This is a genomic window from Actinomadura sp. CNU-125 (genome assembly GCF_001942465.1).
GTDB lineage: Bacteria > Actinomycetota > Actinomycetes > Streptosporangiales > Streptosporangiaceae > Spirillospora.
This window is the reverse complement of sequence record NZ_MKJY01000022.1, coordinates 64,829-85,617: the sequence shown is the minus strand read 5'-3', so window position 1 is coordinate 85,617 and position 20,789 is coordinate 64,829. Positions and strand designations below refer to the sequence as shown.

Annotated in this window: 21 protein-coding genes and 2 pseudogenes; 12 read left to right on the top strand and 11 right to left on the bottom strand. The window is 72.4% G+C overall.

Going from position 1 to position 20,789, the window contains the following annotated elements; translation table 11 throughout:
* Nucleotides 1–55: 55 nt before the first annotated feature.
* Nucleotides 56–319, bottom strand: a complete 264-nt coding sequence (locus tag BJF79_RS03645) for a hypothetical protein (RefSeq protein ID WP_075894972.1) — start codon at nt 317–319, stop codon at nt 56–58.
* On the bottom strand, nt 316–1,464 hold the full coding sequence (locus BJF79_RS03640) for an acyl-CoA dehydrogenase family protein (RefSeq protein ID WP_075894971.1): 1,149 nt from the start codon (nt 1,462–1,464) through the stop codon (nt 316–318). Before BJF79_RS03640 ends, BJF79_RS03645 begins: the two co-directional genes overlap by 4 nt.
* 162 nt (nt 1,465–1,626) lie before the next feature.
* On the opposite strand from BJF79_RS03640, the gene BJF79_RS03635 reads away from it, so the two are divergent.
* The 9 genes from BJF79_RS03635 to BJF79_RS52740 all read left to right on the top strand — a co-directional run bounded on the left by BJF79_RS03635 (nt 1,627) and on the right by BJF79_RS52740 (nt 9,851).
* A complete protein-coding gene (locus BJF79_RS03635) occupies nt 1,627–3,582 on the top strand; it encodes a flavin-containing monooxygenase (RefSeq protein WP_075894970.1) in 1,956 nt (651 codons plus the stop codon).
* 35 nt (nt 3,583–3,617) lie between these two features.
* Entirely contained in the window at nt 3,618–4,553 is a 936-nt protein-coding gene (locus BJF79_RS03630) for an alpha/beta hydrolase (RefSeq protein ID WP_075894969.1), read from the top strand.
* Nucleotides 4,554–4,633: 80 nt separating this feature from the next.
* The gene (locus tag BJF79_RS03625) at nt 4,634–5,485 is read left to right on the top strand and encodes an SDR family NAD(P)-dependent oxidoreductase (RefSeq protein WP_262401474.1); all 852 of its coding nucleotides are present in this window, start codon (nt 4,634–4,636) and stop codon (nt 5,483–5,485) included.
* A 79-nt stretch (nt 5,486–5,564) separates the two neighbouring features.
* The gene (locus tag BJF79_RS03620; RefSeq protein WP_075894967.1) at nt 5,565–6,323 is read left to right on the top strand and encodes an SDR family NAD(P)-dependent oxidoreductase; all 759 of its coding nucleotides are present in this window, start codon (nt 5,565–5,567) and stop codon (nt 6,321–6,323) included.
* A gap of 182 nt (nt 6,324–6,505) precedes the next feature.
* Nucleotides 6,506–7,180 carry an alpha/beta fold hydrolase gene (locus BJF79_RS03615; protein WP_262401473.1) on the top strand — a complete coding sequence of 225 codons (675 nt, stop codon included), beginning with the start codon at nt 6,506–6,508 and terminating at the stop codon, nt 7,178–7,180.
* Nucleotides 7,165–7,374 (top strand): alpha/beta fold hydrolase, encoded by a 210-nt coding sequence (locus BJF79_RS58280; RefSeq protein WP_262401472.1) that lies wholly within the window; start codon nt 7,165–7,167, stop codon nt 7,372–7,374. The genes BJF79_RS03615 and BJF79_RS58280 overlap by 16 nt, the downstream gene beginning before the upstream one ends.
* 144 nt (nt 7,375–7,518) lie before the next feature.
* Entirely contained in the window at nt 7,519–8,703 is a 1,185-nt protein-coding gene (locus BJF79_RS03610; RefSeq protein ID WP_075894977.1) for an acyl-CoA dehydrogenase family protein, read from the top strand.
* A gap of 66 nt (nt 8,704–8,769) precedes the next feature.
* Nucleotides 8,770–9,687, top strand: a complete 918-nt coding sequence (locus BJF79_RS03605) for a VOC family protein (protein ID WP_075894966.1) — start codon at nt 8,770–8,772, stop codon at nt 9,685–9,687.
* Nucleotides 9,684–9,851 carry a nitroreductase family deazaflavin-dependent oxidoreductase gene (locus BJF79_RS52740; RefSeq protein ID WP_143219672.1) on the top strand — a complete coding sequence of 56 codons (168 nt, stop codon included), beginning with the start codon at nt 9,684–9,686 and terminating at the stop codon, nt 9,849–9,851. The genes BJF79_RS03605 and BJF79_RS52740 overlap by 4 nt, the downstream gene beginning before the upstream one ends.
* A gap of 109 nt (nt 9,852–9,960) precedes the next feature.
* Here BJF79_RS52740 and BJF79_RS03600 read toward each other — a convergent pair.
* From BJF79_RS03600 to BJF79_RS66435, 9 genes and pseudogenes are all read right to left on the bottom strand, one after another.
* Nucleotides 9,961–11,468 (bottom strand): annotated as a pseudogene (locus tag BJF79_RS03600) (FAD-dependent oxidoreductase).
* A 43-nt stretch (nt 11,469–11,511) separates the two neighbouring features.
* Nucleotides 11,512–12,384 carry an aldo/keto reductase gene (locus BJF79_RS03595; protein ID WP_075894965.1) on the bottom strand — a complete coding sequence of 291 codons (873 nt, stop codon included), beginning with the start codon at nt 12,382–12,384 and terminating at the stop codon, nt 11,512–11,514.
* Nucleotides 12,381–13,118 (bottom strand): SDR family NAD(P)-dependent oxidoreductase, encoded by a 738-nt coding sequence (locus BJF79_RS03590; RefSeq protein WP_075894964.1) that lies wholly within the window; start codon nt 13,116–13,118, stop codon nt 12,381–12,383. Before BJF79_RS03590 ends, BJF79_RS03595 begins: the two co-directional genes overlap by 4 nt.
* Before the next feature lie 60 nt (nt 13,119–13,178).
* On the bottom strand, nt 13,179–14,369 hold the full coding sequence (locus BJF79_RS03585; protein WP_075894963.1) for a flavin reductase: 1,191 nt from the start codon (nt 14,367–14,369) through the stop codon (nt 13,179–13,181).
* Nucleotides 14,366–15,718, bottom strand: coding sequence for an LLM class flavin-dependent oxidoreductase (locus BJF79_RS03580; RefSeq protein WP_075894962.1), 1,353 nt, complete (start codon nt 15,716–15,718; stop codon nt 14,366–14,368). The genes BJF79_RS03585 and BJF79_RS03580 overlap by 4 nt, the downstream gene beginning before the upstream one ends.
* Before the next feature lie 41 nt (nt 15,719–15,759).
* Nucleotides 15,760–16,911: an acetyl-CoA C-acetyltransferase gene (locus tag BJF79_RS03575; RefSeq protein ID WP_075894961.1), complete on the bottom strand. Its 1,152-nt coding sequence runs from the start codon at nt 16,909–16,911 to the stop codon at nt 15,760–15,762.
* Nucleotides 16,912–16,945: 34 nt separating this feature from the next.
* Nucleotides 16,946–17,098, bottom strand: a complete 153-nt coding sequence (locus BJF79_RS55075; protein ID WP_158079074.1) for a hypothetical protein — start codon at nt 17,096–17,098, stop codon at nt 16,946–16,948.
* Nucleotides 17,095–17,547, bottom strand: coding sequence for an acyl-CoA dehydrogenase family protein (locus tag BJF79_RS66440; protein ID WP_410050037.1), 453 nt, complete (start codon nt 17,545–17,547; stop codon nt 17,095–17,097). The genes BJF79_RS55075 and BJF79_RS66440 overlap by 4 nt, the downstream gene beginning before the upstream one ends.
* On the bottom strand, nt 17,469–17,837 hold the full coding sequence (locus BJF79_RS66435; protein WP_410050036.1) for a hypothetical protein: 369 nt from the start codon (nt 17,835–17,837) through the stop codon (nt 17,469–17,471). Before BJF79_RS66435 ends, BJF79_RS66440 begins: the two co-directional genes overlap by 79 nt.
* 144 nt (nt 17,838–17,981) lie before the next feature.
* Between BJF79_RS66435 and BJF79_RS03565 the strand changes: the two genes are divergently transcribed.
* The 3 genes and pseudogenes from BJF79_RS03565 (at nt 17,982) to BJF79_RS58270 (ending at nt 20,734) form a co-directional block, all read left to right on the top strand.
* A complete protein-coding gene (locus BJF79_RS03565) occupies nt 17,982–18,866 on the top strand; it encodes an enoyl-CoA hydratase (RefSeq protein WP_075894960.1) in 885 nt (294 codons plus the stop codon).
* Nucleotides 18,863–20,002: pseudogene (locus tag BJF79_RS58275) on the top strand (acyl-CoA dehydrogenase family protein); the annotation flags it as partial. The gene BJF79_RS03565 and the pseudogene BJF79_RS58275, both read left to right, overlap by 4 nt.
* A gap of 72 nt (nt 20,003–20,074) precedes the next feature.
* On the top strand, nt 20,075–20,734 hold the full coding sequence (locus tag BJF79_RS58270) for an acyl-CoA dehydrogenase family protein (RefSeq protein ID WP_410050038.1): 660 nt from the start codon (nt 20,075–20,077) through the stop codon (nt 20,732–20,734).
* Nucleotides 20,735–20,789 lie beyond the last annotated feature (55 nt).

Sequence of the window (20,789 nt, the reverse complement as noted above, 5' to 3'; positions counted from 1 at the left end):
CAGGTCGCCGAACGCCGCGGTGAACGGGCCGTCCGGGAGGGGCGCCCCGGCCGCCTCAGCAGCGCGCCGCGATGAACGTCCTCCGCGACGGGAACGGCCGCGCCCGCGGCGGCGGCCTCCCGACGAGCACGGCCGCGTCGCCGAGCGTGCCGCCGCCCCCGCCCAGATCCTCGGGGACGGCGAGGGAGACGAACCCGAGGCTCTCGAGCTCGTTCCACAGGGCGGTGTCGACGCCCGGCGGCGCGGCGGCGTCGACGGCCCGCCGCCCCGACAGGACTCCGCGGACGGCCTCGGCGAGATCCGTCAGGTGATCGCTCATCGCCCGGCCATTCCCTTCGCCACGATGGTCCGCAGGATCTCGTTGGTGCCGCCGCGGAGCGTGAAGGCCGGCACGTGCAGGACGGCCTTGGCGAGCATCGCCGCGAGCCCGTCGGGCATCGCGCCGACGTTCGGATCGGCGTGCCGCCGGACGACGTCCACCACCTCGCCCTCGAACGCCGTGCCCAGGTCCTTGACCAGGGCGGCTTCGAGCGCGGGGTCCTCCCCCGCCGCCAGCCGCCCGGCCACCGCGAGGGAGAGCCGCCGCAGCGCGGTCAGCCGGGACACCAGCCGCCCGAGGTCGGCCCGCGCGACGGGGTCGTCCCGCCACGCACCGGAGCGCGCCCACGCCTGCAGCAGCGGCATCGTGCTGAGGACGCGTTCCGGGCCGGACCGCTCATTGCCCAGTTCGGCGGTGACCTGCCGCCAGCCGTCGCCGCGACGGCCGAGCAGCGCGGTCGGCGGCACGACGGCGTCGTCGAAGACCACCTCGTTGAAGTGGTGCGCCCCGTCGATGGTGATGATCGGCGAGACGGTGACGCCGGGACGCGGCAGGTCCACGATGAACTGCGACAGGCCGGCGTGCCGGTCGCCGCCGCCGTCGTCGGTGCGGGCGAGCACGACGATGGCGGTGGCGATGTGCGCGCCGCTCGTCCAGACCTTGGTGCCGGTGAGCCGCCAGCCCCCGTCGGCCTCGGCCGCCCGGGTGCGGACGGAGGCGAGGTCGGAACCGGAGTCCGGCTCGGACATGCCGATCGCCATGAACTGCTCGGCGCGCGCGATCCCGGGCAGGTAGCGCCGCTTCTGCTCCTCGGTGCCGTTGCGCAGGATGCCCGGCGCCATCTGGCGGTCGGCGATCCAGTGCGCGGCCACGGGGGCGCCCGCCACCAGCAGTTCCTCGGTGACCACGTACCGTTCCAGGGCGGATCGGCCGTGCCCTCCGTACCGGGCGGGGACGGTCATCCCCACCCAGCCGCGACCGGCCAGCCGCCTGCTGAAGGCCGGGTCGACGCCCGACATCCAGGCATCGGCCTCCGGATCGAAACCGCCCTCGGCGATCTCCCGTTCAAGGAACTCCGCGACCTCGCGTCTCAGCGCGTGCAGCGCCCCGGGCGGCTCGTCGACCGCCGTGATCCTCAGTGTCACGTGACCGCTCTTCCTCACGCTCAACGATGAAATTGGATCCTATCTTGAAGAACAGGATTGTTGACAAGCTCTCGGACGGGGTCGTTCAATGGGTGATCCCGATCACCTCCCTTTTTTCTCCCCGCCCCCTCCCCGGCCCGGATTCTCCGGCAGGAGCCGTGAATGACACCGAAGCCCCACCGCCTCATCGACCTGCACGTCCCGCCCCGCCGCCTCGACGCCGCCGACCTCGAAGAGAACCTGGACGCCGGGGACCCCGCCCTGCTGCTGATGAGCCTGGTGCAGATCACCGGTGACACCTCACCACTCGACCGCTTCGGTCCGCTCATCGACTTCGAGCAGCCCGCCCACAAGGGCGACCTCCGCCTGCTGCCCGCCGGACGCCTCCCCGAGCAGGAGTTCGCGGAACTGAAGAAGCTGCTCGTCGAGGCGCTTTCCGCCACCACGCAGCAGGAGTACCTCCAGGTGCCGGACGACGCGCTGTTCCGCCGGATGATCGGCCTGGCCACCGGCGAGGACGTCGCCGAGGAGTTCGTCGGAGTCATCAAGGAGCAGGCCGGGTTCGTACCGAGCACGCCCGTGATCGAACGGCGCACGCCGCCGCCCGCCGACTTCACCGTGGCGATCCTGGGCGCGGGCATGAGCGGGATCGGCGCCGCCGTCGCGGTCGCCGACGCGGGGTTCGCCTACGAGATCTTCGAGAGCGCCGACGACATCGGCGGTACGTGGCGCGTCAACACCTATCCGGGGGTCGCCGTGGACACCCCGAGCATCTACTACTCGTTCTCGTTCGAACCGGAGGCGGGCTGGTCCCGGTACTACCCCGTAGGCACCGAGTACCAGGAGTACCTGCAGCGCGTCGTGGACAAGTACGGCGTCCGGCCCAACATCCGCTTCAACACCACGATCGAGTCCCTGGTGTGGGACGACGACGACCGGGTGTGGGTCATCACGGCGGACAACGACGGGCGGAAGGTCACCTCGCGCGCCGACGCCGTCATCACGGCCGCCGGTTTCCTCAACCGCCCGAAGTATCCGGACGTCCCCGGCCGCGAGACGTTCGCCGGGACGAGCGTGCACTCGGCCGCCTGGGACGCGTCGATCGACCTGACCGGCAAGCGCGTGGGCGTGATCGGAGCCGGGGCCACATCGGTGCAGGTCGTCGACGCGATCATCGACGAGGTCGAGCATCTGACGCTGTTCCAGCGGCAGCCCCACTGGGTCATGCCCAACAACCTCGGCGAGGGCATCGTCCCCGAACGCGAGCGCCGCCTCAAACGGCACGTCCCGTTCTACGAGCGCTGGCAGCGCGCCAAGACCTACTGGTTCGTCACGGACAACAACTATCCGACCGTGCGGGCCGACAAGGAGTGGATGGCCTCGAACCCGCTGTCGATCTCCGAGGCCAACGACCGGTACCTGCAGATGTGCCTGCGGCACCTGGAGGCGTCCTTCGGCCACGACCCGGACCTGCTGAAGAAGATGACCCCGGACTTCCCGCCGCACGGCAAGCGCATCATCCGCGACCCGGGCGGCTACTTCACCGCGCTCGCCGGCGACCGCGCCGACGTCGTCACCGGCGGGCTCGCCGAGGTGACCCCGGAGGGCGTCCGCACCGAGGACGGCACGTTCGTCGAGCTCGACGTCATCATCTACGCGACCGGCTTCACCCTCGACTTCCTGTCCACGGTCGAGGTCGTCGGACGGGACGGCGTCCGGCTCGCCGACGCGTGGGCGGGCAACGATCCGCGCGCGTACCTCGGCGGGACCGTCGCGGGCTTCCCGAACCTGTTCGTCACGTCGGGCCCCAACTCCAGCAACGGGCACGGCGGCGGCCACAACTTCATGACCGAGGTCGTCGTCCACTACATCACCGAGTGCCTGCAACTGCTCGTCGAACGCGGCGCCCGCTCCATCGAGGTGACGCAGGAGGCGCTGGACGAGTTCGTGGCGCGGGTCGACGCCCAGATGGAGGGGTCGATCTGGCGGAACTCCGACCGGGCCCACACCTATTACCGCAACGCCTCCGGCCGGGTGCTCCTGCCTCAGCCCTGGCGGATGGTCGATTACTGGCACATGTCGCGCACGCCCGACCCGTCCTGCTTCGAGCTGCGCTGACGTCCGACCGCGCCGACATGGAAAGGAGACCCGGCATGGTGGTTCTCGACCCGGACGCGCAGGCGCTCGTCGACGCCGCGAAGGCGGCCGGAGCGAAGCCGTACGGAGAGATCGGCATCGAGGGGGTGCGGGCGCGGATGGAGTCGGTCCCCCGGCCGCCCGCACCCGAGATGGCGGAGGTCGCCGACCTGGCGTTCGAGGGGCCGCACGGCACGGTCCCGGTCCGGCTGTACCGGCCGGGGCCGGAGCGGGGCGGCCCGGCGATCGTCTACTTCCACGGCGGCGGCATGATCATGGGGACGCTCGACTCCTTCGACGCCCTCGCCCGCCGCCTGGCCGCTTCCTGCGGCGCGGCGGTGCTGAGCGTCGAGTACCGGCTGGCCCCCGAGCACCGCTACCCGGTCGCGAGCGACGAGGCGTTCGCCGCGGTCGGCTGGGCCCATGCCGCCGCGGACGAGCTGGGCATCGATCCGGCGCGCATCGCCGTCGCCGGGGACAGCGCGGGCGGGTCGCTGGCGGCGGGCGCCGCCCTGCGCGCCCGGGACGGGAACGGTCCCCCGATCCGCGCGCAGTTGCTCTTCTATCCCGGGCTGGAACGCGCCTCCGACCGCCCGTCCATGGTGGAGTTCGCCGACGGCCCCATCCTGACCCGCGCCGACGTCGTCTGGATGAAGGAGCAGTACCTGGGGCCGGACGAATCCGCCGACACCGCGTACGGCGTGCCCGCGCTGGCCCGCGACCTGGCGGGCCTGCCCGACGCGATCGTCGTCACGGCCGAGGCCGACCCGCTCCGCGACGCGGCCGAGGACTACGGCCGCCGACTGCGGGAGGCCCGCGTCCCGACCGCGCTGCTGCGCTTTCCCGGCGTGTGCCACGGGTTCCTGTCCCAGGCCGCGCACCTGCGCCGGGCCCGGATCGCCTTCACCGAGATCGGCGCGCTCGCCCGCGCCAAGTTCCAGGAGCTGCCATGACAGGGCCGACCACAGGGCCGACCACAGGGCCGGACGGAGCGCGCCGCACCGCCCGGGACCGTTTCGCCGGAGGGACCGCCGTGGTCACCGGCGGCGCCTCCGGAATCGGCGAGGGCTTCGTCCGCCACCTCGCCGCGATCGGCATGAACGTCGTCATCGCCGACCTCGACGCGGACGGGGCCCGGCGGCTCGCCGGCGAACTCGGCTCCGGCCCGGCACGGACGATCGCCGCCCAGGTCGACGTGACCGACCCCGAAGCCGTGTCGATGCTCGCCGAGCAGACGTTCGCGCGGTTCGGCTCGGTGGAGCTGCTCGTCGGCAACGCCGGGCTCGAGACCGCCGGGCCGCTGTGGGAGGTCCCGGTCGCCCGGTGGCGGCAGGTGATGGCGGTCAACGTCGACGGGATCTTCCACACCGTCCAGGCGTTCCTGCCGCGGATGATCGAGGCGGGACGGCCCGCGGTCATCGCGAACATGTCCTCGGTCGGCGGGGTGTCGTCGGCGCCGTTGCAGGCACCGTACATCGTCAGCAAGCACGCGGTGCTGGCGCTCACCGAGTGCCTGCACCAGGAGGTGGCGCTGACCGGCGCACCGATCCAGATCTCCGCGATCCTCCCGTACTCGGTCAAAAGCCGCATCTTCACGAGCGCCCAGGCGTCCGCGCCGACCTCCGATCCCGTCGCCGCCCGGCTCTTCGACGCGATGCAGGCCGCGAACGTCGCCGCCGGGCTCGACCCGGTGGAGGCGGCAGCGCACATGACCGACGCCCTCGCGGCGGGCGCCTTCTGGGTCTTCTCCGACGACGACGCGGGCATCGCCTCGATGCGGGCCCGCGCCGACCAGCTCGCGCACAGATCTCCGCCGCGGAGCCCGCACGCGCTGCTCGCCGAGATCGAGGCGTCGGCCGTCCCCGGCGCGGAGCGGTGGCACTGACCCGAACCGGCGCGGGCACGGGCCGCGCCGCCCCCGCTTCCGTATGACTCTGGCATTCCAACAGGCAGGAGACGCATCCATGTTCGAACTGGACGGCAAGGTCGCGCTGGTCACCGGCGCCGGGCAGAACGTCGGCGCCGGGATCGCCCGCGCCCTGGCCGGGCAGGGCGCGACGGTGGCGGTCAACGACTACCACCCCGACCGCGCGCGAGAGGTCGCCGAGGAGATCACCGCCACCGGCGGCGCCGCGTTCCCGGTGCCGTTCGACGTCACCGACCTCGACGCCGTCACCGCCGGGTTCGCCGCGGTCGCCGACCGCGGCCGGCCGGTCGACATCCTGGTCAACAACGCCGGGACGGGCGGCCCGGACCGGACGATGGAGATGCACCAGTTCCGCGAGATGCCGGTCGGCTACTGGTCGCAGATCATCGACGTCAACCTGTACGGCGTCCTCAACTGCTGCAAGGCCGCCCTCGACCCGATGGTCGAGAACGGCTGGGGCCGCGTCATCACCATCTCGTCCGGTGCCGGGACGGTCGGGCTGGACATCGGCGTGTCCACCTACGCGGCGGCCAAGGCGGGCGCGATCGGGTTCATGCGGCACATCGCCAAGGAGAACGCCCGGTCCGGCATCACCGCCAACACCGTGGCCTTGGGCCTGGTCCTCCGCAACGTCAAGGACCCCGAGCTGGTGAAGAAGCTCGCCGACCCGATCCCGGTGGGGCGCCTCGGCACCCCCGAGGACGCCGGTCACCTCGTCGCCTACCTGGCCTCCGAGGAGGCGTCCTGGATGACGGGCCAGACCATCGGCCTCAACGGCGGCACGACCACGTCCTGACGTCGCGCCCCGACTGCGCGGGCCCCGGCCGATCACTTCGGCCGGGCCCGCGTACGCGCCCCATCCTTCCTCGAAAACAGGTTCACCGGGGGCGGCCTCCCACTGGCCGGGAGACCCTGCAGCGCCCGTGGCACGGCCGCGATTACGTTCCCCGAGAGGCCACCACGAGCGGATCGAGGGACATGACCACGGAGCTGACCTGGGCGTCCACGGCGCGTGAGCTCGCCACCGACGAGGGCGTGCTGCGATATCACGAGGCCGGAGACGGCCCGCCGCTGCTGCTGTTGCACGGCTCCGGGCCGGGGGTGACGGGCTGGCGGAACTTCCACGGGAACCTGCCGGTCCTCGCCGCGCGCTTCCGCTGCCTGATCCTCGAATTCCCCGGGTTCGGCGTCAGCGACGCCACCGACCGGCACCCGATGATGGCGGCTTCGGGCGCGGTGACCCGTTTCCTGGACGGCCTGGGCCTGGACCGGGTCGACGTCATCGGCAACTCGATGGGCGGCATCGTGGGCGCCCAGGCGGCGCTGGCCCGTCCGGACCGGATCCGGCGGCTCGTCACCATCGGCGGCATCGGCCGCAACATCTTCAGCCCGGCGCCCGGCGAGGGCATCCGGCTGTTGATGGAGTTCACCGAGGACCCCACCCGCGAGCGGCTCGTCCAGTGGCTGCACTCGATGGTGTACGACCCGGCCCTGGTCACCGAGGAGCTGATCGAGGAGCGCTGGAAGCAGGCCACGGACCCCGACACCCTGGCGAGCGCCCGGCGGATGTACGGCCGGGAGGCGTTCGCCGCCGCCGCGTCCGCGCCGCCGCGAGCGACGCGCCCCCGTACTGGGCGATGCTGCACAAGCTGAAAGCCAGGACGCTCGTCACCTGGGGCCGCGACGACCGGGTCAGTCCCGTCGACATGATGCTGCTGCCCATGCGGACGATCCCCGACGTCGAGGTCCACGTCTTCCCCGACTGCGGGCACTGGGTGATGATCGAGCAGAAGCAGGCCTGGGAGAGCGCCGTCCTGGCGTTCCTCACCCGCGAGGACGACGCCTAACTCCGCCGCACGTCCGAAGAGCGGCGCCGACGAACGTCCGCGCAAGGCCGCCTTCGGCGGCCCCTTCCCACCCCGGCACCACCGGCCCGGACCGGCCCCCGGCCGTTCCCCGGCCGACCTGAGACAGCAATGGAGAAACAGGCGATGACCAACCGCGTGCTCGACACGATCATGGAACGGGCGGAGGAGATCCGCGCGCTCGGCCCCGTCAACGAGCGGCTCGGCAAGCTCGACGACAAGGCCGCCAAGGTGCTGCGCGACTCCGGCGTGATCCGGATGCTCCAGCCCGAGACGCACGGCGGCCTGGAGACGCACCCGCGGGAGTTCGCCGAGGCCGTCATGGGGATCGCCGCGCTGGACGGGTCCACCGGCTGGGTCGCCGGGATCGTCGGCCTGCACCCGTGGGAAATGGCGATGGCCGACCCGAAGGTCCAGGAAGAGATCTGGGGCGACGACCCCGACACGTGGATCGCGTCCCCGTATGCGCCCATGGGCGTCGCGCGTCCCGTGGACGGCGGCTACGTCTTCAACGGCCGCTGGCAGTTCTCCTCCGGCACCGACCACTGCGACTGGATCTTCCTCGGCGGGATCCTCGGCGACAAGGACGGCAAGCCCGCCGAGCCGTTCGAGGGCCTGCACCTGATCCTGCCGCGCTCCGACTACGAGATCGTGGACGGCTCCTGGGAGGTCGCCGGGCTCAAGGGCACCGGCAGCAAGGACGTCATCGTCCGCGACGCGTTCGTCCCCGACTACCGCGTCATGAAGTTCTCCAAGGTCATCGACGGATCCGCGCCCCGTGACGCCGGGCTCACCAACCCGACCTACCTGGTGCCGTTCTCCTGCGCGTTCCCCCTCGGCATCACCTCCGCCGTGATCGGCATGGCCGAGGGCGTCCTCGCGCACCACATGGCGTACCAGCGCGACCGGGTGCAGATCGTCGGCACCAAGGTCAAGGACGACCCGTACGTGCTGTACGCGATGAGCGAGGCCGCCGAGGAGATCGCCGCGTCCCGCACCCGCCTCCTGGACTTCGCCTCCCGCATGTACGACAAGGCGGCCGCGGGCGAGGAGGTCTCGTTCGGCGAGCGGGCGGCCGGTCGGCGCCTCCAGGTCCGGGCGGCCTGGCGGGCCGTGCACGCGGTGAACGAGCTGGTGATCCGCTCGGGCGGCAACGCGATGCGCGTCGACAACCCGATCCAGCGGTTCTGGCGGGACGCCCACGTCGGCCTCGCCCACGCCATCCACGTCCCCGGCGCCGTCTACCACGTCTCCGCCCTCACCGACCTGGACATCGAGCCCCCGCAGGGGCCCATGCGCTCGATGATCTGACCCGTTTCCCACCGACCGGGAGAGTCCGCCGCCCGACCGGCGGATCCATTGCCAATAGGAGGCACAGTGACACATATACGAGGGCTCGGGTACCTGCGGGTGCAGACCCGGGACCTGCCGCGCTGGCGCGAGCTCGCGATCGACGGGCTCGGCTTCGCCGAGGGGTCCGGCCCGGTCCCCGACGGGCTGTACCTGCGCATGGACGAGCGCCGGTACCGCCTCGCCGTCCTGCCGGGCGACGCCGACCGGGTCCTGGCCGTCGGCTGGGAGGTGCGCGACCAGTTCGCGCTCGCCGCCGTCCGGGAGGCCGTCGAGAAGGCCGGCGTCGAGGTATCCGTGCTGTCGCACGCCGAGTCCGCCGAGCGCGACGTCGAGGCCGCCATCTCCTTCACCGACCCCGGCGGTACGCCGGTCGAGGTGTTCTTCGGGCCCGTCCTCGACCACAGCCCGCTGCGGCTCGGCCTGGACCAGAAGTTCGTGACCGGCGCCGAGGGCCTGGGACACGTGGTCCTGCCCGCCCCCGCCGGCGAGGAGCTGGTGCGGTGGTACGCCGAGGTCCTGGGGTTCCTGCCGCGCGGCGCGATGAAGGCCGCCGACACTCCGGCCGGTCCGGTCCGCGTCCGGTTCATGGGCGTCAACCGGCGCCACCACAGTCTCGCCGTCATCCCGGCGCCGCACGGCGGCGACCCCGGCCTCGTGCACCTGATGGTGGAGGTCGACACCCTGGACGCGGTGGGCCGGGCGCTCGACAACGTCAACCGCCTCGGCTTCTCGATCTCTTCCACCCTCGGCCGCCACACCAACGACAAGATGGTGTCGTTCTACGTGCGCGCCCCCGGCGGCTGGGACATCGAGTACGGCTGCGAAGGCATGCTCGTCGACGAGACCCACTACACCGCCGAGGAGATCACCGCCGACAGCTACTGGGGCCACGACTGGTCCGGTTCCGAACCCCTCGCCGCGTTCGCCCCGCCCGGAGAGTGACCTCGACCGGGCCGATCACGGCTTGCGGGCGCCGCCTGCCCGGCACCGGCGGCACGGAGGGCAACACGTTGCAGGGCAAGCCCGTCGTCTGGCCCGACTACGAGGGTTACCGGGAGAAGACCGACCGCGACATCCCGGTCTTCGTCCTCGAACCGTCCCCCTGACCTTTCGGCGGTCCGCGCCCGGGAGCGGGTGCGGCGACGGTCACGGCGCAGTGGTTCAACGTGAAAGGGAGACACCGCATGGCGGTGTCTCCCTTTCGTCCTTGTTCCGTCAGTCGGACCGGAGGTGGCGGGCGGCCCGGTAGCCGAAGACCATCCCCGAGCCCAGCGGGACGCCCGGCCCCGGGTAGACGTGCCCGGCGACGGACGCCGCCGAGTTGCCCGCCGCGTACAGGCCCGGGATCGGGTCGCCGGACCCGTCCAGCACCCGGGCGTCGGCGTCGATGCGCGCCCCGCCCTTCGTTCCCAGGTCGCCGAGGACGATCTGGACGGCGTGGAACGGCCCCCGGTCGATGGGGACCAGGCACGGGTTCGGGCCGTCGCCCGCGGCGAAGAAGCGGTCGAACGGATCCTCGCCCCGTCGGAAATCGGTGTCCTCGCCGGTGGCGGCGAAACCGTTGAACCGGTCGACCGTGCTTCCCAGAGCCGAGGCGGGAACATCGATCAGGTCGGCCAGGCCGTCGAGGGTGTCGGACGTACGCCACAGGCCGGCCGCGCGGAACGCGGCCGGGTCCGGGCGCGGCTCGCACAGCGCGGGCACGTTGTCGAACCTGTCGTCGAACACGAACCAGACCGGGATGTGGGAGACGCCGGTGGCGTGGCCGCCGCGGATCTCGTGGCCCATCCGGTCGTAGGGCAGGGATTCGTTGGCGAACCGCTCCCCCGCCGAGTTCACGAAGATCCCGCCGCGCAGCCCGAGGGTGAACTCGGCGCGTCCGTTCGGGAAGGGCGTCGCCGGGCACCACCACGCCTCGTCCATCAGGTCGACGGACGCGCCGACGGCTTCGAGGGCGGCGAGCGCGTCGCCGGTGTTGGTGCCCGCGGCGGTCGACGTCCAGCCGCCGCCGGGCAGCCCGTGGTGCCGGGCGCGCAGGTCGTCGACGCGCTCGAAGCGGCCCGCGCGAGCACGACGCCGCGGGCCGCCCGCAGCCGGGTCGTCCCGTCCGGTCCGTCGGCGACGACGCCGGTCACCCAGCCCTCTTCGACGATCAGGGAGCGCATCCGCGTGCGGGTGCGGAGGTCGGCGTTGCCGGTCTTGTCCAGCGCGAGCAGGAACCGGCCGATGAGCGCCTGGCCGCCGATGAGGTTCTCGCGGTCCTGCTCGATGCCGTGCTGGTCGAGCGCGATGGTCGGGCGGAGGTGGGCGAGTCGGTCGCCGAGTTCGGTGGCGGGGAGCGGCACGGGGAAGATGTCCCGGCCGTTCTCGACGCGTCCGGGAGCCTCGAAGTAGTCGGGGAAGGGTTGGTACCGGAACCGGAGGGCCGGGTCGCGTTCGAGGAACTCGACCAGTTCGGGGCCGGTGGACAGGTAAGCCCGCTGCAACTCGGCCGGGGTGCGGTCTCCGACGAGCGCCGTGAAGTACTCGGTGCCGAGTTCGACGCTGTCGGGCACTCCCGCGCGGTGCTGCGCCTGGTTGCCCGGGAGCCAGATGCCCGAGCCCGAGTAGGCGCTGGTGCCGCCGAAGTGCTCCGTCTTCTCCAGGACGATGGTGCGCAGCCCGTTCGCCGCGGCCGTGTAGGCGGCGGCGAGGGCCGCTCCGCCGGAACCGACGACGATCACGTCCGCGTTCTCGGCCGGATGCTCTGTGGTCACTGTTCTCTTCTCACTTCCGGTTGAGTCGTCCGAGTTCGTCGGGCGTGAGGACGAGGTCGGCCGCGGCCAGCGAGTCGAGGACGGACTCGGGCCTGCTCGCCCCGGGGATCGGGATGATCGAGGGGGACCGGTGGAGCTGCCACGCGAGGGCGATCCGCTGCGGGCCGACGCCGCGGGCGGCCGCGATCGAGTCGAAGGCGGCGAACCGGGTTCCGAGCTCTTTGGCGCCGCGCATCCCGCCCAGCGGCCCCCAGGAGAGGAACGCCAGGCCGAGTTCCTCGCACAGGTCGATCACGGGTTCGGCGGCCCTCGCCCGCGGCGAGTACTCGTTCTCGACCGCGACGAGGACGTCGCCGAGCACGTCGTGGGCGGTCCGGACCTGCTCGGCGCTCGCGTTCGAGACCCCCACGCGCCGGACCAGCCCCTTCTCGTGGAGCTCCTTGAGCCCGCCCATGCTCTCCTCGTACGGGATCCGCGGATCCGGGCGGTGGTGCATGTAGAGGGGCAGGGCGTCCAGGCCGAGCCGTCGCAGCGACGCCTCGCAGGCGCGGCGCAGCCATTCGGGTCGGCCGTCGATCCACCATGTGTCGGTGTCGAAGTAGCGGACGTGGCCGCCCTTGGTCGCGACGACGACGTGGTCGGTGGAACCGGGATACAGCCGGAGCGCCTTGGCGACGGCGAGTTCGTTGACGCCGTAGTCGCCGCCCGCCGGACCGTAGACGTCGGCCGTGTCGAGGAGGGTGACGCCCGCGTCGAGGGCGGCGTGCACGGTCCGGACGCCGCGCTCCTCGTCGTAGTCCGGTACCTGGGTGAGGGTCATCGCTCCCATGCCGATCGCGGAGACATGCAGGTCCCCGAGCGGCCGGAGGGGGACGTCCGTCATTTGCCGACCACGGTCCACCCGCCGTCCACCGGCATCCGGACGCCCGTCGAGAAGGTGGCGTCGAGCAGCATGAACTCGATCGCCGCCGCCATCTCGTCCGGGAAGCACAGCCGGCCGAGCGGCATCCGCGCCTCGGTGGCCGACAGGTCGTACCCCTGGTCGACCATCTCCTGGACCATGGGGGTGAGGGTGTGCCCGGGCGCGACCGCGTTGACGCGGATCCCGTGCGGTGCCCATTCGATCGCGAGGTTCTGCGTGAGCTGCTCGACGGCGGCCTTGGCGACGCCGTAGTCGGCCTGGTCGCGCCACCCGCCGTAGGCGGTCGTCGAGGAGATGGTCACGATCGACCCGCCGTCGAGGCCGGCCTCCAGCATCCCCGCGACGAGCGACCGTGCGGTGACGAGCGTCCCGACCAGGTGGACGTCGAGCACCCGGCGGTAGGCGTCGAGGTCCAGTTCCAGGGCCGGTTTGAACTCGCCGCGGATGCCGTGGCAGGTCACGAGGCGGGTGGGCGTCCCGGCGTCCCGGGCCGCCGCGGCGAGCGCGTCCCGGACGGCCGCCTCGTCGGTCGCGTCGACCTCGAACGCCGGTGTCAGGTCGTCCGGTGGCGGCCGCATGTCCAGGACGGTCACGGCGAGGCCCCGCTTCATCAGCCGCCGTACGACCGCCAGGCCGATGCCGCTGCTGCCGCCGGTGACGACCGCGTGTTCTCGGGGCGCGTGTTCTGCGGACATGGGGCTCATCTCCCTCATCGATGTGGGATTCCGTCGCGCGCGCGGGGCGGCGGGTCGTTCTCAGGGGGCCTGCGGCGGCCGACCGCCGATCGCCGCGGTGACCGCGTCCGCGGCGCGGACCAGCCGGTCCCGCCAGCAGGCGATCCGCTCGACGCTCGCCCGCGGCGGCATCTGGAACAGGGTGAGCACCTGCACGACGTCTCCGCTCCGGCCGTAGACGGGTGCGCCCAGGAGGCGGACATCGTGGCGGCGGTCGGGGTCGAGGGCGTCGGGCTCGTAGTGCTCCTTCAGCCGTTCCAGCAGCGCGCCGACCCGGCGCTCCAGCTCGGGCGTGCGCTGCGCGGTGGAGAACGCGTCGATCTCGTCCCAGACCTCGTCATGCTCGGGGGCGCGCAGGGCGATGGACCATCGGCGGGACGCCGCCCGCCGGAGCGCGCGCCGGTAGTGGTCCCGGTCCTCGTCCGCCAGCGGCAGGTTGCGCCGCGAGAGCCAGGCGTCGATCGCCTTGTCGTCGCGTCCGGCGACGAACAGCGCGCCGTAGGGCGGGGCGAACGGCATCCGGCGGCCGATGTGCCCGTGCACGGTGTTCTTCCGGGCGCCCGCGGAACCGGCGACGACGACGATCTCGTCCGCCACGATGCACTGCGCGTAGCATTCGAGCCCGAGGTCGGCCGACACGGCCTCCATGTGCTCGCGCGCGATGTCGGCCACCCGGATGTGGTTCAGCAGGTCGCTCTCGTAAGGCGCGACGAGCGCGCCCGGCGAGAACCCGCCGTAGCCGCCCTGGAAGAACAGCAGCGGGGGCCTCGGGTCGAGGACCCCGAGGTCCCGGACCCGGCCGAGGGCCATCAGGTGGTCACCGACCTCCTGAACGGCGTCGAAATCGCAGTCGATCCAGGCGACGGCCTCGTCGAGCAGGGGTGCGCCGGACGGGGAGAGCCGCCAGGGGACGTCGGTGAACTTGTCACCGGTCTTGGCGGCGAACTGCCTGCAGACGTGTTCCTGGTCGGCGGCGAGCACGTTGACGCAGAACGAGGACGCCGTGCGCAAGCGCGCCCACGTGCCCGACGTCTTGCTCGGGAGGAAGGACACCAGCGGCGGGTCGAGCGAAACCGAGGAGAACGAACCGACGACCATGCCGACCGGTTCGCCGGTGTCCGCGATCCCGGTGACGACGACCACGCCCGTCGGGTAGTGGCCGAGGACTTCACGGAACCGCCGCCGGTCGAACGGTGCGGCGGGGGCGTTCACCGGGCCTCCTTCAGGGTGGGCCCGTCTCCGGGGGCGGGCTCGGGCGCGGGCGCGCCGAGGTGCTCGCGAAGCGTGGTCCCCGTGTAGTCCTTGCGGAACAGCCCCCGGTCCTGGAGGCGCGGGACGACCTCTTCCACGAAGTCCTCGAGTCCGCGGGGCAGGTCGGCGGGCAGGAGGTTGAAACCGTCCGCGGCTCCCCCGGTGAACCAGGCGGCCAGCTCGTCGGCGACCTGGTCCGGGGTTCCGACGATGGAGCGGTGCCCGGTGCTGAGCCCGATCCGCTGCGCCACCTGGCGCAGCGTCAGCCCCTCCTCCTTCGCCATCTCCATGAACAGGCGGGGCCGCGACACCCCGGCGTGCGCGGGCAGCAGGCCGCCGACATCGGGGAACGGCTCGTCGAGGTCGTAGACGGTGAAGTCGATGCCGCCGAACATCTGCTGCATGAAGGCCAGCGTGGCGTCCGGGTGCACCAGGTCCCCGAGTTCCCGGGCCAGGTCGCGGGCCTCCCGGACCGTCCTGCCGATGATCGGCGTGATGCCCGGCATGACGGCGACCGTGCGCGGGTCGCGTCCCTCGGCCGCCACCAGTTCCCGCATCCGGTCGGCGAACGCCTTGGCGTCCCGGATGTCGAACTGCGTGGTGAACACCATGTCGGCCCACCGCGCCGCGAGCTTCATCCCGGTCGGGGACGACCCGGCCTGCACCAGCGCCGGCCTGCCCTGCGGCGAGCGGGGCATCGTCAGCGGGCCGCCGACGCTGAAGTGCTCGCCCTGGTGGTCGAGGCGCCGGATCCGGTCGAGGTTGGCGTACACGCTCGCCTCCCGGTCGAGCACGATGGCGTCGTCCCGCCAGCCGTCCCAGAGGCGGGTGACGATGTCCACGAACTCGTCGGCGCGCGCGTAGCGGGCCTCGTGCTCGGGCAGTTCGGCGGAACCGTAGTTGGCCGCGGCCGTGGCGATCGCGGTGGTGACGATGTTCCAGCCGACGCGGCCGCCGCTCAGGTGGTCGATGGTGGCGAACTGTCGGGCCACGGTGAAGGGGTGGCTGTACGTGGTCGAACTGGTCCCCACGAGGCCGATGCGGGACGTCACCGCCGACAGTGCGGCCACCAGGCTCACGGCGTCCGGCCATTCGGTGGCGTCGGTCCCGATCGACGTGCTGAGATTGAGCGCCTCGGCGACGAACACCGCGTCGAGTTTGCCCTCCTCGGCGACCTGCGCGACGCGTGCCCAGTGTTCCAGGGTGTGGACCTTCGCGGGGTCCGTCCGCGGGGACCGCCACACCGACTGGGCGGCGCCCAGCCCCCGGGCGAACACCGCGAGATGCATCTGACGGCCGCTTTCGTTCATGGTTGCTCCCTGTGTCGGCATCTGTGGGTTTGCTGAGCGGGTCAGAGCCGTTCGATGATGGTGACGTTGGCTTGGCCGCCGCCCTCGCACATCGTTTGGAGGGCGTAGCGTCCGCCGCGGCGTTCGAGTTCGTGCAGCATCGTCGTCAGCAGCCGGGTTCCGGTGGCCCCGATGGGGTGGCCCAGCGCGATCGCGCCGCCGTTGACGTTGACGCGGTCCATGTCGGCGCCGGTCTCCTTGGCCCAGGCGAGGACGACCGACGCGAACGCCTCGTTGATCTCGATCAGGTCGAAGTCGCCGATCGACATGCCGGTCTTCTGGAGGGCGTGCCGGGTGGCGGGGATGGGGCCCGTCAGCATCCAGACGGGGTCGTCGCCGCGGACGGAGATGTGGTGGACGCGCGCCCGGGGCTTCAGGCCGAACTCCCGGACGGCCTGCTCGGAGGCGATGAGCACCGCGGACGCGGCGTCGCTGATCTGGCTGGCGACGGCCGCGGTGATGCGGCCGTCCTCACGGAGCGTCCGGAGAGCGGCCATCTTGTCCAGGTCGGTGTCGCGGCGCGGCCCCTCGTCGGCGGAGACGCCGCCCAGCGGCGCGATCTCCTTGGCGAAACGCCCCTCGTCGGTCGCGGCGACGGCCCGGTGGTGGCTGCGGAGCGCGAACTCCTCCATCTCCGGACGCGAGATGTCCCATTTGTCGGCGATCATCTCGGCGGCCCGGAACTGGGAGACCTCCTGGTCCCCGTAGCGGGCGATCCAGCCCGGCGACTCGGCGAACGGGGTGGTGAAGCCGTACTGCTCCCCGACCGTCATCGCCGCCGACATCGGGATCGCCGACATGTTCTGGACGCCGCCCGCGACGATGAGGTCGGCGGTGCCGGACATGACGCCCTGCGCGGCGAAGTGCACCGCCTGCTGGCTGGATCCGCACTGCCGGTCGATCGTCACGCCCGGCACGTGGTCCGGCATCCCGGCGACCAGCCAGGCGGTCCGGGCGATGTCGCCGGCCTGCGAGCCGATGGTCTCGGTGCAGCCGAAGATGACGTCGTCCACGCGTCCCGGGTCGACGCCGCTGCGGTCCATGAGCGCGGAGACGACGTGGGCGCCCAGGTCCGCGGAGTGGACGCCGGACAGCCCGCCGCCCCGGCGGCCGACCGGCGTCCGGACCGCCTCGATGATGTAGGCCTCGGCCATGTGAACCCTCCTCGGGTGTCGGGATGCGGCGCGATCAGGGATGCCGACCGCTGACCGGCACGACCTCGCCGGTGAGGTAGGACGAGTGGTCGCTCGCCGGGAAGACCATGACGTTCGTCCGGCCCTCCAGGAGGGCGCGGCCGGGAACGTGGTCCGGCGCGGGCCGTTCGGTCCTGGCGGTGGTCACGGTCGGGCCTCCCTGGGCAGGCCGAGCACCCGCTCGGCGAGGATGTTGCGCTGGATCTCGTCCGAGCCGCCGTAGACGGTGTCGGCGCGGCTGTGCAGGAACAGGCGCTGCAGGTCGTCCAGCTCGTACGGCGCCCGCTCGACGACCAGGGACGTCGCCCCGGCGACCCGCATCGCGAGTTCGCCGAGGTCGCGGTGCCAGTTCGCCCAGAGCAGCTTGGTCACCGACGCCTGCATCGCACCGGTCGAGCCGTCCCCGGAGAGGGTGCGCAGGGCGTGCAGGCGCATGGCCTCCAGGCCCGTCCGGGCGTGCGCGAGGCGGTCCCGGATCACCGGATCGTCGAAGGTGCCGTTGCGGCGGGCGAGGTCGATCACGGCGTCGAGTTCGCGCGCGAACCCGATCTGCTGCCCCACCGTGGAGACGCCGCGCTCGAAGCCGAGGGTCGCCATGGCGACCTTCCAGCCGTCGCCGGGCGCTCCGACCACGAGCGACGCCTCGGTTCGGGCGCCGTCGAAGTACACAGCCCGCGCCCGCCGTGCTCGGCGGGCCAGCCGAGGCAGGTCCAGCCGTGCGCGCCGAGGTGGCGGTCCCAGTCGAGCCGTTCGCCGAACGCCTCGTCCTCGCGGCCGGGCCCGCCGAGCCCCCGCAGTCCGGCGAAATCGCCGCGCAGGTGCGTCTCGAGCCAGTCCCGGACGTCGCGCCGGAACGCCTCGTCCGCCGCCGAGTACGTCAGATCCACATCCGCCCCTCCGCCGTGCTCATCGATTTGCCGGGGTTGCGGCCGTCCGCCGCGGACTGCACCATAGCAAGAGAAATCAAACATTTGTTAGGCCAGCGATCGCAAGAGCGCGTGCCACTGACCGGACATGAATCTGGAGACGGAATGAGCAACGCGGATAACGCCGCCGGGGAGCGGACCGACGAGCAGGTCGTCGCCTACGAGCGGCGCGGCCCGGTCGCGATCGTGACCCTCGATCGCCCCGAGTACCGCAACGCCCAGAACTCGAAGGTCACCTACGCCCTCGACGCCGCGTTCACCCGGGCGGTCGACGACGACGACGTCAAGGTCATCGTGCTCGCCGGGAACGGGAAGCACTTCTGCGCCGGGCACGACATCGGCACCCCCGGCCGGGACGTCGACGAGTCCTTCGAGCGCAAGGCCGTGATCTGGTGGGACCACACCGGCAAGCAGGGGGTGGACCGGCGGATCGCCCGGGAGTCCGAGGTGTACCTCGGCATGTGCCGCCGGTGGCGGGAGATCCCCAAGCCCGTGATCGCGATGGTGCAGGGCGCCTGCATCGCCGGCGGGCTCATGCTGGCCTGGTCCTGCGACTTCATCGTGGCCGCCGACGACGCCTTCTTCGCCGACCCCGTGGTGCGCATGGGCATCCCGGGCGTCGAGTTCTTCGCCCACCCGTGGGTGATGAACCCGCGCGCGGCGAAGGAGTTCCTGTACACCGGCGACCGTGTCTCCGCCGAGCGCGCCCTGGACCTCGGCATGGTCAACCACGTGGTGCCGCTCGCGGACCTGGAGGACGAGACGCTGGCGATCGCCGAGCGGATCAGCCAGATGCCGTCCTTCGGGCTGGCGCTCACCAAGAAGGCCATCAACCAGGCCGAGGACCTCCAGGGCATGCGGGCGGGGATGGACTCGGTGTTCGGCCTGCACCATGCCGCGCACGCGCACAACGCCGAGGTCGGCGTCGACTCGCTGGCGGGGATGGACGCCCGCAAGATGCGCGACTCGAACGCGGAGAACGGCCGATGAACCTCGACCCGGACGACCGCGAGCGCGCGTTCCGGGACGAGGCCCGCGCCTGGCTGCACGAGCACGTCCCGTCCGTCCCTCTGCCCGGCATGGACACCGCCGAGGGCTTCGCGGCGCATCGCGAGTGGGAGGCGACCCTCGCCGCGGGCCGCTGGTCGGTCGTGTCCTGGCCCGAGGAGTATCTCGGCCGCGACGCCTCGCTCCTGGAGTGGGTGCTGTTCGAGGAGGAGTACTACCGCGCCGGTGGACCGGCCCGGGTGGCGCAGAACGGCATCTCGCTGCTGGCGCCCATCCTGTTCGAGTACGGCACGCCCGAGCAGCGGGAACGCTACCTGCGGCCGATGGCGGACGGCTCGGAGATCTGGGCGCAGGCGTGGTCGGAGCCCGAGGCGGGCAGTGACCTGGCGGCGCTGCGCAGCACCGCCGCCCGCGACGGGTCCCGGGGCGGGTGGGTGCTCAACGGGCAGAAGACCTGGAGTTCCCGGGCCGCGTTCGCGCACCGGGGCTTCGGCCTGTTCCGGTCCGATCCGGAGGCGGAGCGCCACCGGGGACTGACCTACTTCATGTTCCCCCTGGACGCCGACGGCGTCACCGTGCGCCCGATCCACAAGCTGGACGGCCATCCGGGCTTCGCGGAGATCTTCTTCGAGGACGTCTTCGTGCCCGACTCCGACGTTCTCGGGGTGCCCGGCGACGGATGGCGGGTGGCGATGAGCACCGCGGGCAACGAGCGCGGCCTGTCGCTGCGCTCCCCCGGGCGGTTCTGCGCCGCCGCCGACCGGCTCCTGGACCTGTGGCGCGAGCACGGCGCGGACCCGGCGGTCCCGGAGGCGGCGGCGCTCGGCGCGGACGGCAGCGTCAACAAGATCTTCTGGTCGGAGCTGGACGTGCGGCTGCACGAGACCGCGCTGGACCTGCTCGCCGGCGCGCACGTCCCGGCCGTGGCGCGGAGCTGGGCGAACGGCGACGCCGGGCCGGGCATGGAGCTGTGGAAGCGGCTGGCCGACCTGGGGGTCACCGCCCTCCGCGTGCCCGGTTCCCACGGCGGGCTGGACGCCGAGCCCACCGATCTCGTCGTCGCCTTCGAGGCCCTCGGACGCCACGCGGTGCCGGGCCCGTACATCGAGTCGGCGGTCCTGGCGCCGGCGCTGCTCGCCGCCCTCGACGACGGGCCGGCCCTGGCGGAGATCGCCGACGGGAGCACCATCGTGACCGCCGCCGCGCCGCCGCTGCTGGCGCCGCTCGCCCTCGACGCCCACGTGGCCGACCGTGCGCTGCTTCTGGACGGGACGGCGCTCCGGGCGGCGCGGACCGGCGCCGCCCGGACCTCCGTCGACCGCTCCCGCCTGCTCTTCGAGGTCGTACCCGACGAGGAACTGGGCGTCTTGGAGCCCGAACGGGTCTCGCGGACGCTCGACCTGGCGGTCCTTGCCTGCTCGGCCCAGCTGCTCGGGGCGGGTGAGCGCGTGCTTGCCGACTCGGTCGCGTACGCCGGGTCGCGGCGGCAGTTCGGCCGCGCCATCGGCGAGTACCAGGCGGTGAAGCACGCGCTCGCGGACGTCCGCGTCGCGCTCGACTTCGCCCGTCCGCTGGTGTACGGCGCGGCCGTCTCGCTCGGCGCGGGCTCGGCCGACGCCTCACGCGACGTGTCGGCGGCCAAGACGGCGGTGTCGGCGGCGGCGTACCGCGCGTCCCGCACCGCGCTGCAGACACACGGCGCCATCGGTCACACCGAGGAGTTCGACCTCGGCCTGTGGATCACGAAGATCCGCGCGTTGGTCTCCGCCTGGGGCACCGCCGGGTTCCACCGGTCCCGGGTCCTCGCCGCCATCACCGCCGCGCCCGCGGCGCCCGTCTTGTCCGCCTGAGGAGGGTCTCGTGTATACGAGGTCGATCCCGGCGCGGGCGGCGTCCGACGCACCC